Origin of the sequence: Streptomyces javensis (assembly GCF_039525925.1) — a bacterium.
GTDB classification, from domain to species: domain Bacteria; phylum Actinomycetota; class Actinomycetes; order Streptomycetales; family Streptomycetaceae; genus Streptomyces; species Streptomyces asiaticus.
Genome location: NZ_BAAAIF010000044.1, coordinates 1 through 12,994, shown reverse-complemented (window position 1 = coordinate 12,994; position 12,994 = coordinate 1). Strand labels below are relative to the sequence as shown.

Genomic DNA, 12,994 nt, shown 5'->3' with positions numbered 1-12,994 from the left:
GGGAACGCTCCATCGGTCAGCGGCAGATCGCCAGCGCGTCCAGCGCCACGGCGCCTTGGCCGCGCTCCAGCACCATCAGCGGATTGACGTCCAGTTCGGCCAGGTGGTCCCCAAGCTCCAGGGCCATGCGCTGGACCCGCAGCACGACCTCGACGAGCGCGTCCACATCGGCGGGGGGAGCGCCGCGCACACCGTCGAGGAGGGCGCGGCCGCGCAGTTCGGCGAGCATCGCGCGCGCCTGGTCCTCGCCGAACGGGGGGACGCGTACGGCAGCGTCACGGAGGACCTCGACGAGCACGCCCCCTATACCGACGGTCACGGTCGGCCCGAAGAGGGGGTCCTGGCTCATGCCGACCACCATCTCCACCCCGCGCTCGACCATCTGGCAGACCAGCACCCCGTCCAGCTCGACGCCTTCGTAGCGGGCGATGTCGGTGAGCTCCCGATAGGTGTCGCGGACCTGGCTGGCCGAGGTCAGCCCCAGCCGGACCAGCCCCAGCTCGGTCTTGTGGGCGAGCTGCGGCGCGGACGCCTTCATGACCACGGGGTAGCCCACCAGGCCCGCGGCGCGGACGGCCGCGGCCGCGCTGGTCACCAGCTGCTCGCGCGGCACCCGGATGCCGTACGCCCGCAGCAGCTGTTTCGCCGCGTGCTCGCTCAGGCGGTCTCCTGGGCGCAGCAGATCGCGCACCTTGCGAAGGGAGGGGGACGGCGTGCGCGGGGCGTCCTCGAAGGGGGACCGGTAGGCGGCGGTGAAGCGGTGGTGCCCCAGATAGGCGCGCACGGCGGTGATGCAGTTGGCGAACGTACGGAAGGTGGCCACGCGGGAGGAGCCCAGCAGGGTGGTGCGGTAGGCGTCCTCGGTGCCGACCGGCGAGCCCCACACCACACACACCAGCTTGTCCGTCCGCTCCGCCGCGTCCACCAGGTCCTGCGCCAGCTTGTCGCTCATGGGCGGGAAGGGGCCGGTGATCGGGCAGATCAGCACGCCCACGGCGGGGTCGGCGAGGATCGCATCGATGATCTTGCGGCCGCGCCAGTCGCCGACCGGGTGGCCGCCGTTGTCCACCGGGTTGGCGACGCTGAGATCGCCGGGTATCCACTGGTGGAGCTCGGTCTGCTTCGCGGCGGAGAGGGCGGGCAGGGTGAGGCCCGCCGCGGTGGCGAGGTCGGCGAAGTGGGCCCCGGTGCCCCCGGAGATCGAATACACCACGACGCCGTCGGCGAGCGGCGGGCGGGCGCGGGCGAGCAGCGCCGCCGTGTCCTGGAGCTCGTCCAGGCCGTCCACGCGGATCACGCCGAACTGCCGCATGGCCGCGTCCACCACCGCGTCCGAGCCGGTCAGCTTGCCGGTGTGGGAGGCGGCCGTGCGGGCGCCGGTCTCGGTGCGGCCGACCTTCACGGCGACGACGGGCACCTTGGCACGGGCGGCGCGGTCGGCGGCGAGGAGGAAGCCGCGGCCGTCCTTCAGCCCCTCCGCGTACAGGGCGATGGCGCCGACCTCGGGCCGGGTGGCGAAGTAGGAGATGAAGTCGGAGGTCTCCAGATCGGCCTCATTGCCGGTCGGGGCCCAGTGGCTGAGCCGGATGCCGAGTTCCTGGAGGGTGAAGACCGGGCGCCCCTGGTGGCCTGACTGGGTGATGAGGGCGATGGCGGGCCCGTCGAGGTCGTCGCGGAACTTCTCGAAGGCGTTGAGGTTGGTGTTGGGGCCGAGCAGCCGCAGCCCGGCGCCCCGGGCCGCGGCGGCCAGCCGGGCCTGCGCGGCGGCGCCCTCGGGGCCGGTCTCGGCGAAGCCCGAGGCGAAGACGACGGCGAACCTCACCTTGCTCCCGTCGAGTTCCTCGATCACCGGGAGCGGGTCGCGGACGAGCAGGACGGCGAGGTCGACGGGTTCGGGCAGCGCGGCCACGGACGGTACGCACGGAATGCCGAAGACGGCGGGACGGGAGGGATGCACGGGGTGCAACCGGGCGCCGACGCGTTCGGCCCAGGCCAGGAGTTGGCGGGTGATACCGGTGTTGGGGCGGCCGTCCGCGTCGGAGGCGCCGATGAGGGCCACCGACTCGGGATGGAAGAAGTGGTCCAGATCGGGGACGGCGGACGTCAGCGGGCGCCCGCTGACGTCCACGTCGTCCACGCCTTCGGCGGTCCCGCCCGCCGCGGTCCTGCTGTGGACATGCACGGCGGGGCCGGGGGCCTGACCGCAGGCGACAGCGCGGGCATGACGGGAGTTGGTGGTCAGGGTGCCGTAGGTCGATCCAAGCATCGGTATCCGCCACTCCTGCTCGTTGGCCAATAACCGGGTAGGTGACCAGGGGATTCGGCGTCGGCTGCCGCAGCAAAACTGACACCAAGTCACATTACCCAGTAGTCAGGTTACTGAACTGACGGCCTGTCAGGAATGCTCGGGGCGCGGGGAACACGCAGGGTGACGGAGGGGCCGGTGGAATCGCGGCCGCCCCCGCCGCGCCGTCATGCCGTCGTGCGGGCGACCGTCATGCCGTCGTGCGGGCGACCGTCCTGGCGATCTTCCGGGCGTCGATGGCCAGCTCGCGCAGCATTCCGCTGATCGGGTTCGTATAGCCCGTGAAGTGCAGACCCGGCGCGCCCTTCAGGGTCCGCCGACCGTGCGGGAGGGGGCGGCCGCGGTCGTCGAGCACGCCCAGATGGCCGACCAGTTCCTCCAGGCCGCGCCGGTAGCCGGTCGCGGCGATCACCGCCTCGGGCCCGATCCGCGAGCCGTCGGCCAGGACCACCTTGTCCAGATCGAAGGAGTCCACCGCCGGGACCACCTCCACCCGTCCCGTCCGCACCGCGTCGACCAGCCCCACGTCCTGGACCGGGATCGCGCCCTCTCGTACGCGGGTGTAGAGCCCGGTGTCGGGCCGGGGCAGACCGTGCTCGGTCAGATCCGGCATGCTCACCCGGCACATCACCCGCGCCGCCCGGTCCACCGCGCGCCGCGGCAGCCTGCGCACCAGGATGCCGGTGGCCTGCGCGGGCCATCCGGCCGTCGATCGGCGCAGGATGTGCGGCACGGTGCGGATCGCCAGTCGCACCCGGGCCGCGCCGCCCTCGACCAGGTCGACCGCGATCTCGGCGCCGGTGTTGCCGACGCCGACCACCAGGACGTCACGGCCCTCGAAGGGGCGGGGGTTGCGGTAGTGGGCGGCGTGCAGCAGCTCGCCGGTGTAGTCGGCGCGGCCCGGCCAGTCCGGCAGCCGCGGGGTGTGGTTGAAGCCCGTCGCGACGACGACCACGGGCGAGGACGGCGCCCGGCCGCCCGTGGCGCGCAGCACCCACTCCGTGTCGTCGGCCGATCGGTCGATGCGGGAGACCTCGACGCCCGTGACGATGTCCAGCCGGTGGTGCTCGACATAGCGCTCCAGATAGCGCACCACGTCGTCGCGCCCGACCCACCGTCCGTAGGACCGGGGGATCGGCAGCCCGGGAAGCGCGGAGAGTCTGCGCGTGGTGTGCAGATGCAGCCGGTCGTAGTGGTTCCGCCAGGAGGCGGCGACCGCGTCGGACTTCTCCAGGACGACGGCGCGGATCCCGCGGTGGCTGAGCGCGGCGGCGGCGGCGAGTCCGCCCGGTCCACCGCCGATCACATAGACGGGTGAGGACTTCTCGGGGGAGCGGTCGGCCATGCCGGTGAGCGTAGTCGGGTATTTGACGGGTTTCGGTCAAACAACCGGTCAAAGTGATTCCGGATGGGTTGCGGAGAGGTCACGGTCGGTCGGCGCCGGACCGTCGCCGCGGTGTCCCGTCGGATTTCGTTCCGCCGGTGCGACCCCTTGCGCGGGTCGCGCCCCGCCCGTGAAACTGACGTACCGTCAGATTCGCCGGGACGGGAGGGTGGGGAACGATGCGGACGATCGGGCTCGACGGGGCCGAATGGCTCGCCGTACTGCGTATCGGACTCGGCCTGTGGTGGCTCGAGAGCTGGCGGCACAAGAACAAGAAGGACTGGTTCGAGCGCGGCACCGGCATCGGCTGGGCGGTGGGCGTGGCCGCCAAGCACCGCTGGGCGTTCGTCCGCGGCGGTTTCGACGCGGTGGTCACACCCCGTCCCAAAGTCATGGCGTACGTCGTCGTCTACGCCGAACTCGCCCTCGGCCTCGGGCTGACGCTCGGCTTTCTGACCCCCATCGCCCTGATCGGCGCGATCGTGCTCAACCTGCTCTATTTCCTGCTCATGATCCACGACTGGGCGGAGCAGGGGCAGAACTCGATGATGGTGCTGATCTCCGTGGTCGGGCTCTTCGGCATGAGCTGGCAGACCTGGTCGCTCGACGAGGCATGGGGGCTGTTCCTATGAGCCCGGCGCCGTCCGCGGGCGGCCCGCGCTTCGATCTGCCCGGGATCGACGCCTTCACCCGCCCCTACTGGGACGCCGCCGCCGAGGGCCGGCTGCTGATCCGGCGCTGCGGCGGGTGCGGCCGGGCCCATCACTACCCGCGCGAGTTCTGCCCGTACTGCTGGAGCGAGAACGTCGCCTGGGAGGCGGCGAGCGGCGCCGCGTCGCTCTATACGTGGTCCGTGGTGCACCGCAATGACCTGCCGCCGTTCGGCGCCCGCGTCCCGTACACCGCCGCCGTCGTCGACCTCGCCGAGGGGCCGCGGATGATGACCGAGCTCATCGAGGTCCCGGAGGGCGGGCCGAGGGTGGGGATGCGGCTCCGGGTGGCGTTCCGGGCTCCGGGGGCCGCAGGGGCCGTCGAGGGGGCCGAGGGGGCCGAGGGGGCCGAGGGGGGTGTGCCGGTCGTTCCCGTCTTCCGGCCGGTGCCTGCCTAAGCGCTCCGCTGGAAGGGGCGTCGGCCGGCTGCGGCGCCGTCGTGGCTGGTTGCGCCCGCGCGGCGAAGCCGCACATCGAAACAGCCCCGCGCCCCTTCGGGGCGCTGCCCGAACGGTGGCGGACTTCCTCCGACCTGCTTAGCCCGCCGCTGCCCGCCCGTGCCTTATCCGCGTCGCCGCCTTACGGTCGCGTCGCCGCCTTACGGTCGCGTCGCCGCCTTGCGGTCGCGTCGCCTTCTCGTCGTATGCCTTACGGTCGTCGCCATACGGCCGTGCCGCCGTCATGGCCACAGCAGCTCTCGCCGCCAGCCGCCGGGCGCCCCGGGGTCGCGGCGGTAGCGGACCCGTACGTGTCGCCGCCGGGCCTCCTCCTGGTAGAACTCGACCTCGTCGGCCTCCAGGACGTACCGGGTCCAGGTGGGGGCGGTCGCGTCCGGTTCGCGTCCGGCCCGTTCGTACGCCGCCTCGAAGGCCCGCAGCAGCTCCTCGTACGAGCCGAGCACCTCGCTCTGCCGTCCGCTCCCGGCCAGCGCCGCCGCGAGCGCCGCGGGGGACCGGCCGCGCAGATCGGCCGCGCTCTCCTCGGGTCCGGCCTCGCCGACCCGTCCGCCGACGCGCACCTGACGGCCCGAGCGCATCCAGTGGAACGCGAGCGAGGCGTACGGCCGCTCGGCCAACTCGCGGCCCTTACGGCTGGTGCGATGGGTGCCGAAGTGCCAGCCGCGCTCATCGGCGTCGTGCAGCATCACCGTGCGCTGGGACGGACGGCAGTCGGCGCCCACGGTGGCCAGCGACATGGTGTGCGGGCCGGGTTCGCCCGCCTCGGCGGCCTCCCGCAGCCACCGCCGGAAGAGCGGAAGCGGTGCGTCCGGGGCGGTGGACGGGTCGAAGACGGGCAGTTCGCCCGCATGGGGTACGCGCAGGCCGCGCAGCAGTGCGCGGAATGCCTGGGCCTCATCCTGGTCGTCGCTCATCGGCTCCCCATCCGATCACCCGTGGGGGGCCGGGGCAAGCGGGGGCGTACGTACGGCCGGGGCGGACCCGTCAGCCGCGGCCCAGGACCACCGTGCCCGCCGAGCAGAACCAGCCTCCCGTGCCCGACGCCACGGCCAGCTCAGGCAGCCGTCCGCCCGCCTTGCGCACCTGGCGCTCCCCGGCCTCGCCGCGTAGCTGCCGTACGGCCTCGACCAGCAGGAACAGCCCGCGCATCCCCGGGTGGCAGGCGGAGAGCCCGCCGCCGTCGGTGTTGGTCGGCAGCTCGCCGTCCCGTGTCAGCCGCCCCTTCGCCGCGAACGCCCCGCCCTCGCCCTTGGCGCAGAAGCCGAGGTCCTCCAGCGTCACCAGGGTCATATAGGTGAAGGCGTCATAGAGCTCGGCCACATCGATGTCCGACGGCCGGACGCCCGCCCGCGCGAAGGCCGCCCGCCCGGAGGCCGCGGCCGGGGAGACCGTGAAGTCCTCCCATTCGGACATGGTGGTGTGCGAGACGGCCGTGCCCGAACCCAGCACCCACACCGGGGGTTTCGCCGTGTCCGGTACGTACTCCTCGGCCGCGAGCAGCACCGCGCAGCCGCCGTCCGAGCGGATGCAGCAGTGCAGCTTGGTGAAGGGGTCGGCGATCATCGGGCCGCTCAGGACGTCATCGACGGTGATCGGTTCGCGAAACATCGCGTCCGGATTGTGCCCGGCGTTGATACGCGCCTGAACGGCGATGTCCGCCAGCTGTTCGAGGGTGGTGCCGTACTCATGCATATGGCGGCGTGCGGCCATCGCGTACTTGGCGACCAGCGTATGCCCGTACGGGACCTCGAACTGGAGCGGCCCGCGCGCCCCGAAGGAGAGGTTCGCGGTGCGGCGGCCCGCGCGGATGTCGGCGCGGGCGGTGGAGCCGTAGACGAGCAGAACGGCGCGGGCGTGCCCGGCGGCGATCGCGTCCGCCGCGTGCGCGGCCATGACCTCCCAGGTGGCGCCGCCGACGGCCGTCGAGTCGGTCCAGGCCGGCCGCAGCCCCAGATACTCGGCCACTTCGACCGGCGCGAGGGTGCCGAGCCCCGCCGAGGCGAGGCCGTCGACGACCGACCGGTCGAGACCGGAGTCGGCGAGGGCCCGGCGGGCGGCCTGGCCGTGGAGGGCATAGGGGGTGGCCGTGTCGACGCGGCCGCAGTCGGAGAGGGAGACGCCGACGACGGCGACCTTACGGTTGCGCTGCGCTGCGGGCGGCATGAATCTGACGGTACATCAGATTTGCGGGAGCGGAAGGGGGCGTCTGTGCGAGCACATCGAGGCCCAGGGGGTCCCTCGCGCGAGCTCACCGAGGCCCAGGGGGAAGGGGTGGCCCGGACGATCTCCCGTATGGCCGTACCCGCGCCTCGAGCACAAGCCCCGTCCGGACCACGCGTGAGGCGTCCGATTACTGCGCGAACTGCCCCACGCAAGCGGCGATCGCCACCAGAAGGCTCAGCACTCCGATCACGACCTGCCACTTGTCCGGGCCGGTCCACCGGGTGTCGCTCGTCTCCCGCGTGCTCCGATCGTCCATTACCCCTCCTCGCTCCTCCGACAGGCCCCGGAGGACAGGGCTACCGCCGGTCCGGTCGCGCTCCGGCGGAGGATGCGGGGAGGAACGTGATGGGGCGGCAGCAGCTTAGCCGTGGATGGGGCGGGAGGGGTGGGAAAGTCCGGAGGTCGTCCCTAGTATGACGGCCCGTCAGAAAACGGAGGTGCTCGCCGATGGACGCCGCGTTCACCGAGGAACAGGACGAGATCCGCCGTACGCTGCGCACTCTGCTGCGGGAGCGGTGCGGGCCCGACGAGATCAAGGGGGCGGTCCAGACCGCGCCCGGCTATGACGAGGCCCTGTGGCGGCGGCTCGCCCGGACGCTCGGGCTGCCGGGCCTCGCGCTTCCGGCGGCGTACGGGGGCGTCGGCTGCGGCGTCACCGAGCTGGCGCTGGCCTGTGAGGAGACCGGGCGGGTGCTGCTGCCCTCGCCGCTCCTGGCCACCGCCGTGTTCGCCGCGCCCCTGGTCGCCGCGCTCGGGACGGAGGCGCAGGGCGCCGAGCTGCTCCCGCGTATCGCGGAGGGCGCCCTTACGGCGGCACTCGCGGTGCCGGGGCGCGCGCTGCCTGAAGCGCTCGGGCTCGTAGGCGCACGGGACAGCGCATGGGCCGGTGGGGGGCGCGCGGGGGGTGTCCAGGCGCGCCCGGACCGGGACGGCGGCGCCGGGTGGCGGCTGTACGGGCAGGTGGAGCAGGTGCCGGGCGGGCACAGCGCCGAACTGCTGCTGGTCGCCGCCCGCGCCGGGGGCTATACGCGCGGGCGGACGCTGCTGTTCCTCGTCCGGGCGGGGGCGGACGGGCTGGTCCGCACCCGGCTGACCGCGCTCGACGCGACCCGGCCGCAGGCCCGGATCGAGCTGCGGAATGTCTCGGCCGAGCTGCTGGGGGTGGACGACGGCGGGAGCGGGAGCGGGAGCGGGGAGGCGGTGGCCGAGGCGCTGGCGGCCGTGGGTACGGCGGCCGCGGCCGTCCTCGCCGCCGAGGCCGTAGGGGCGGCGGACGCGGCCCTCACGCGGACGGTCGAGTATGTGCGGGCGCGTGAGCAGTTCGGCCGTCCCATCGGCTCCTTCCAGGCGGTCAAGCACCGGCTTGCCGATGTGTACGTCGCGGTGCAGGCGGCCCGTTCGGCGGCGTACTACGCGGCGTGGGCCACGGCCGAGGGCGGTGCGGGCGGTGCGGGCGGTACGGAGGCCGCGGTCGCGGGCGGGCTGGCGCTCGCGCAGGCGCTGGAGGCGCAGCGCACGGCGGCGGCGGAGGCGGTGCAGCTGCACGGCGGTATCGGCTTCACCTGGGAGCATGACGCGCATCTCTACTTCAAGCGGGCCGCATCGGATGAGCTGCTCTTCGGCCCCGTCCATCGGCTGCGGGCGCGGGCGGCGGAGCGGGAGGGACTCTTCGGCGCGGCCGATCGCGCTCCTTACGGTGGCCACGAAGAGCGCGGCGGGAACAGCGGCCGGAACGGGGGCGGCACGCGCGGTGGGCCGGACGGACGCGAGGGGCGAGACGGTCCTGACGGGCGAGATGGTCCTGATGGGCGAGATGGTCCTGACGGGCGAGACGGCCTGCGCGAGGCGGTGACGGCCTGATGCCCGGTTACGGCGTGAAGCTGGTCCGTAAGGTGTCCTCGACCCGCGCCTTCGCCAAGGTCGCCCCCCATGTCATCCCCGCGTTCGACCGCACGGTCCACCGGCTGACCCGTGGCAAGGTGCTGCCGAGCGCGCGGATGCTGCCGGGCGTGATCCTTACGGCGCGCGGCGCGAGGTCGGGGCTGCCCCGCCGTACGCCGCTGGCCTGTATGCCGGAGGACGACGGCACCTGGATCCTGATCGGCAGCAACTTCGGCCGTCCGGGCCATCCGGCCTGGACGACGAACCTCCTGAGGCACCCGGAAGCGGAGATCAGCCGGCGGGGCCGGGACATCGCCGTCCGGGCACGCCTCCTGGAGGGCGCCGAACGCGAGGCCGCCTGGGCTGCCGTCCTCGCCTTCTGGCCGCCCTACGCGACCTACCAGTCCCGGGTGGACCGCGAGATCCGCCTCTTCCGCCTCCACCGCGTCGAGGAGGGCTGAGCCGGGCCGTCGGGCCGTGGGGAGGGCTGAGCCGGGCCGTCGGGCCGTGGAGGAGGGCTGAGCCGGGCCGTCGGGGCCGTCCGGGAGGGCTGAGTCGCGCGGTCGGGCCGTGGGAGGAGCTGATCCGGCCGTAGGGCCGCGGGGAGGGCTGAACCGGTCCCTCCCGTTCGGGACCCCGCGCCCCTCCCGTACCAATGACCGCAAAAGGCCGCGGCGGATCACTGGGGAGTGATCCGCCGCGGCGTGACAGGACGTGCGGGCCCGGCAGGGCAGCCGGCCGGGAGGGGCCGGGGAAGGGAGGCCGGGGGAGGGGCGCGGATTCGTTACTTCGGCGGCTTGCGGCCGGTGATGCCGAGGTGGACGAGCCAGGTCAGGCTCGGCCTGAGGTCGGCCTGCTTGACGCCCCAGCTCTGGAAGCCCTTCTGGTGCGCCGCGACCGCCGCCAGCATGGCGACCAGTGAGCCCGCGATGGCCCCGGGGTTGAGGTCCCCGTCGATCCGGCCCTTGGCCTGCTGCTCCTTGACGGCGTCCGTCAGGGAGTTGGTGACGGAATTGAGGATCTTCATGCGGATCTTGTAGAACCGCTTGTCACCCTCGGCGGCGCCCAGATCGACCACCCTCAGGATGGCGTCGTGTTTGCGCCAGAACGAGAGGAACCCCTCGACCAGGTCCTCCGCCGCGGTCGCCCCCGACTTGCCCGCCCATGAGCGGTCGGCGACCAGATCGGTGAGGTTCGCGCCCTCCTTCGCCATCTCCTCGGCGAGCTCGAGGACCGCGCCCTCCACATCGGGGAAGTACTGGTAGAACGTCGCAGGCGAGGTCCCTGCCTTACGTGCGACATCGATGACCTTGACGTCTCGATACGGGGAGGTGCTGAGCATCTCGCCGAGGCAGTCGAGCAGCTTCTGCCGCGTCGCCTGTCCGCGACGACCGGCCACCCGCCCGTCGACTGTGCGTACTTGTCCTGTCATGCCGTCAGCTTACCGAGGGGTGATCGGAGCGCGATTCGGCTGCGTGCAAATGGGGTTAGGGCGGGATGAGCGGGTTTGCGAACCTCGCTGAGCAGGTTGGAATGGCTGATTCCGACCCCTGTCCACAGTCGTCAAGCCCTCAATCACCGCTCACCCACACGTGTGAATCGTGTTATCAACAGCCTGTGGATAACAACGGTGGATGACGCGGTCGGATCCGTCTTCGAGCCAAAAGGATTGGCCAAATATTTCGAGTTCCGGGGTGAGCAGACCGGGCGATCCCCCGTTAGCGTGGCAAGTGAGGTGAACGAACCAAGCGGTTCCAAACACGTGCCAACCATCTCCAAACGGGCTGTGAGCAAGTTCCGAGGTGAGCAAGTTCCGAGGTGAGCGAGCTCCGGCGTGACCGGGCTCCGGGGCGAGCAGGTCCGAGGACCGAGGGACGCGGGAGGATCCGGGCCATGGCGGCATTCGCGGAAGGCGTGCCCTGCTGGGCGGATGTGCTGCTGTCCGACCTCGCGGCGGGGCGGCGCTTCTACGGTGAGCTCTTCGGCTGGACCTTCCAGGAGATCGCCACCGACTACGGCACGTTCACCCGGGCCCTCCTCGGCGGTAAGGACGTCGCGGGGCTGGTGCCCAAGCCGGACGGCCGGATGCCCACCGTCTGGAACATCTACTTCGCCGCCCAGGACGCCGCCGCGACCGCCGTACGGATCCGCGAGGCCGGTGGCCGGGTGATCACCCCGCCGGTGTGGATCGACGAGTTCTGCGTCATGGCGACGGCCGCCGACCCGGGCGGCGCGGTCTTCGGAATCTGGCAGGCGGGCAGCCACACCGGCTTCGCCCGGCGCGGCACGCCCGGTTCGTACGGCTGGACGGAGGTCCACACGCGTCAGCCGCGCGCCGTGGACGCCTTCTACCGGGCGGTCTTCGGCTACGAGATGACGCCCTCAGCCCCGACCTCCGCCCCGCCGTCTGCGCCGTCTGAGCCCTCAGCCCCGCCCTCCGCCCCACCCTCCCCGCCGCCCCCCGCCGAAGGCGCACCGGCCGACGTGGTCCTGTGGACGCCGCGCGGAGAGGCCCCGGACCCCCGGCACGCGATCGGCGGACGCGTCGTGATGGGTGACGAGTACCCGGCCGTTCTGCCCGCCCACTTCCTGACGTACTTTGTGGTGGCGGATTGCGATCAGTCGCTGCGCACGGCCCACAGGCTGGGCGGGCGGGTTCTCAAGACCGCCGAAGATACGCCGTACGGGCGTTTCGCGGTCCTTGCGGACAATCAGGGCGCGGCCTTCGCCGTCATCGACACCTCGACGGCGGGCTGAACCCGGGGCGAATAACTGGGCGATACGGGCCTGCGGGCACTTGGATGGTCCCCGGGTCGAACCGGACGGACCCCCGCTCCGTATCGCCCGATGACACGACGATTCGCCCCCGGGTTCGCAACCGCCGCCTTCGCCAGAGAGAATGCAGGATGCGTGCCGCCGGTTGGTTTGTCGGTGAGACGCTGCACGGGGCTGTATTTTTTCAAGCCCCCACGGGGAGGTGGCAGGCAAGTGGTGGAGCAGCTGACGCAGCACGATCCGAGGCGGATCGGCCCTTTCGAGGTGCTCGGACGTCTCGGCGCGGGCGGCATGGGGCTGGTCTATCTGGCCCGCTCGGCATCGGGCCGACGGGTCGCGATCAAGACGGTCCGGACCGAGCTCGCCGAGGACCAGCTGTTCCGTGTCCGATTCACCCGTGAGGTGGAGGCGGCCCGCGCGGTCAGCGGGTTCTACACGGCCGCGGTCGTGGACGCCGATCCGCGCGCCGCGGTGCCGTGGCTGGCCACGGCCTATGTGCCGGCGCCCTCCCTCGAGGAAATCGTCAACGAGTGCGGGCCGATGCCGGCCCAGGCGGTGCGCTGGCTGGCGGCCGGGGTCGCCGAGGCGCTCCAGTCGATCCATGGCGCGGGCCTGGTCCACCGGGATCTGAAGCCGTCCAATGTGCTGGTCGTCGAGGACGGCCCGCGCGTGATCGACTTCGGTATCGCCTCCGGTGTCTCGAACACCCGGCTGACGATGACCAACGTCGCGGTCGGTACCCCCGCCTACATGTCCCCCGAACAGGCGCGCGACTCGCGCAGTGTGACGGGCGCGAGCGACATCTTCTCGCTCGGCTCGACCCTGACCTTCGCGGCCACCGGGCACGCGCCCTTCCACGGCGCCAACCCGGTGGAGACCGTGTTCATGCTGCTGCGCGAGGGCCCCGATCTGGCCGGGCTGCCCGATGAGCTGCGGCCGCTGATCGAGTCGTGCATGCAGATGGAGCCCGAGCGGCGGCCGTCCCCGGCCGATCTACAGTCCCAGCTGGCCCCGCATCTGTTCGCCTCCAACGCCGACGACAGCGGTACGGCCTCGGCCTGGCTGCCGCCCGGCGCCGTCGCGCTCATCGAGCGCAAGCGCAGCGGCCGCAACCAGGTGCGCGGCTCCTCCCGGCCCGCGGCCGGAGGCGGTCGTCCCGGCGGGGGCGCGGGGAACGCCGGAAGCGCCGCGAGCGCGGGCAGCCGCCCCTCCGCGCCGCTTCCGCCCGAGCGCCCGCCCACGCCGCCGCCCTCGTACG

12 protein-coding genes are annotated in these 12,994 nt (G+C 72.6%); 6 read left to right on the top strand and 6 right to left on the bottom strand.

Annotation, left to right across the window (positions count from 1 at the left end; all coding sequences use genetic code 11):
- Positions 1-16 precede the first annotated feature (16 nt).
- A complete protein-coding gene (locus ABD329_RS31175) occupies positions 17-2,266 on the bottom strand; it encodes an acetate--CoA ligase family protein (RefSeq protein WP_198280691.1) in 2,250 nt (749 codons plus the stop codon).
- 229 nt (positions 2,267-2,495) lie between these two features.
- A complete protein-coding gene (locus ABD329_RS31170) occupies positions 2,496-3,650 on the bottom strand; it encodes a flavin-containing monooxygenase (RefSeq protein ID WP_198280692.1) in 1,155 nt (384 codons plus the stop codon).
- Positions 3,651-3,868: 218 nt separating this feature from the next.
- Between ABD329_RS31170 and ABD329_RS31165 the strand changes: the two genes are divergently transcribed.
- Positions 3,869-4,321, top strand: a complete 453-nt coding sequence (locus ABD329_RS31165) for a DoxX family protein (RefSeq protein ID WP_198282520.1) — start codon at positions 3,869-3,871, stop codon at positions 4,319-4,321.
- Complete coding sequence (locus ABD329_RS31160) at positions 4,318-4,797, top strand: Zn-ribbon domain-containing OB-fold protein (RefSeq protein ID WP_344317228.1); 480 nt, start codon at positions 4,318-4,320, stop codon at positions 4,795-4,797. Before ABD329_RS31165 ends, ABD329_RS31160 begins: the two co-directional genes overlap by 4 nt.
- A gap of 281 nt (positions 4,798-5,078) precedes the next feature.
- Here ABD329_RS31160 and ABD329_RS31155 read toward each other — a convergent pair whose 3' ends face one another.
- From ABD329_RS31155 to ABD329_RS31145, 3 genes are all read right to left on the bottom strand, one after another.
- On the bottom strand, positions 5,079-5,771 hold the full coding sequence (locus ABD329_RS31155; protein WP_198282079.1) for a pyridoxine/pyridoxamine 5'-phosphate oxidase: 693 nt from the start codon (positions 5,769-5,771) through the stop codon (positions 5,079-5,081).
- A gap of 70 nt (positions 5,772-5,841) precedes the next feature.
- Positions 5,842-7,020, bottom strand: a complete 1,179-nt coding sequence (locus tag ABD329_RS31150; protein WP_198282080.1) for a thiolase C-terminal domain-containing protein — start codon at positions 7,018-7,020, stop codon at positions 5,842-5,844.
- Between the two features lie 187 nt (positions 7,021-7,207).
- Entirely contained in the window at positions 7,208-7,336 is a 129-nt protein-coding gene (locus ABD329_RS31145; RefSeq protein WP_281404736.1) for a hypothetical protein, read from the bottom strand.
- Positions 7,337-7,527: 191 nt separating this feature from the next.
- On the opposite strand from ABD329_RS31145, the gene ABD329_RS31140 reads away from it, so the two are divergent.
- Positions 7,528-8,940: an acyl-CoA dehydrogenase family protein gene (locus ABD329_RS31140; RefSeq protein ID WP_198282242.1), complete on the top strand. Its 1,413-nt coding sequence runs from the start codon at positions 7,528-7,530 to the stop codon at positions 8,938-8,940.
- Complete coding sequence (locus ABD329_RS31135; protein WP_198282241.1) at positions 8,940-9,422, top strand: nitroreductase family deazaflavin-dependent oxidoreductase; 483 nt, start codon at positions 8,940-8,942, stop codon at positions 9,420-9,422. Before ABD329_RS31140 ends, ABD329_RS31135 begins: the two co-directional genes overlap by 1 nt.
- Before the next feature lie 323 nt (positions 9,423-9,745).
- Here the strand turns inward: ABD329_RS31135 and ABD329_RS31130 are convergent, their stop codons facing one another.
- Positions 9,746-10,393 carry a TetR family transcriptional regulator gene (locus ABD329_RS31130; RefSeq protein ID WP_121824672.1) on the bottom strand — a complete coding sequence of 216 codons (648 nt, stop codon included), beginning with the start codon at positions 10,391-10,393 and terminating at the stop codon, positions 9,746-9,748.
- Positions 10,394-10,854: 461 nt separating this feature from the next.
- Between ABD329_RS31130 and ABD329_RS31125 the strand changes: the two genes are divergently transcribed.
- Together ABD329_RS31125 and ABD329_RS31120 are read left to right on the top strand one after the other, a co-directional pair.
- Positions 10,855-11,718 carry a VOC family protein gene (locus ABD329_RS31125; protein ID WP_344317227.1) on the top strand — a complete coding sequence of 288 codons (864 nt, stop codon included), beginning with the start codon at positions 10,855-10,857 and terminating at the stop codon, positions 11,716-11,718.
- 231 nt (positions 11,719-11,949) lie between these two features.
- The coding region (locus tag ABD329_RS31120) for a serine/threonine-protein kinase (RefSeq protein WP_344317226.1) at positions 11,950-12,994 on the top strand (1,045 nt) is incomplete at its 3' end.

Excerpts from the sequence above, each read along its gene's own strand:
- ABD329_RS31140 (WP_198282242.1), top strand. The coding sequence starts at position 7,528 with ATGGACGCCGCGTTCACCGAGGAACAGGACGAGATCCGCCGTACGCTG.
- ABD329_RS31155 (WP_198282079.1), bottom strand. The coding sequence starts at position 5,771 with ATGAGCGACGACCAGGATGAGGCCCAGGCATTCCGCGCACTGCTGCGC.
- ABD329_RS31175 (WP_198280691.1), bottom strand. The coding sequence starts at position 2,266 with ATGCTTGGATCGACCTACGGCACCCTGACCACCAACTCCCGTCATGCC.
- ABD329_RS31170 (WP_198280692.1), bottom strand. The coding sequence starts at position 3,650 with ATGGCCGACCGCTCCCCCGAGAAGTCCTCACCCGTCTATGTGATCGGC.
- ABD329_RS31160 (WP_344317228.1), top strand. The coding sequence starts at position 4,318 with ATGAGCCCGGCGCCGTCCGCGGGCGGCCCGCGCTTCGATCTGCCCGGG.
- ABD329_RS31150 (WP_198282080.1), bottom strand. The coding sequence starts at position 7,020 with ATGCCGCCCGCAGCGCAGCGCAACCGTAAGGTCGCCGTCGTCGGCGTC.
- ABD329_RS31130 (WP_121824672.1), bottom strand. The coding sequence starts at position 10,393 with ATGACAGGACAAGTACGCACAGTCGACGGGCGGGTGGCCGGTCGTCGC.
- ABD329_RS31135 (WP_198282241.1), top strand. The coding sequence starts at position 8,940 with ATGCCCGGTTACGGCGTGAAGCTGGTCCGTAAGGTGTCCTCGACCCGC.
- ABD329_RS31145 (WP_281404736.1), bottom strand. The coding sequence starts at position 7,336 with ATGGACGATCGGAGCACGCGGGAGACGAGCGACACCCGGTGGACCGGC.
- ABD329_RS31165 (WP_198282520.1), top strand. The coding sequence starts at position 3,869 with ATGCGGACGATCGGGCTCGACGGGGCCGAATGGCTCGCCGTACTGCGT.
- ABD329_RS31125 (WP_344317227.1), top strand. The coding sequence starts at position 10,855 with ATGGCGGCATTCGCGGAAGGCGTGCCCTGCTGGGCGGATGTGCTGCTG.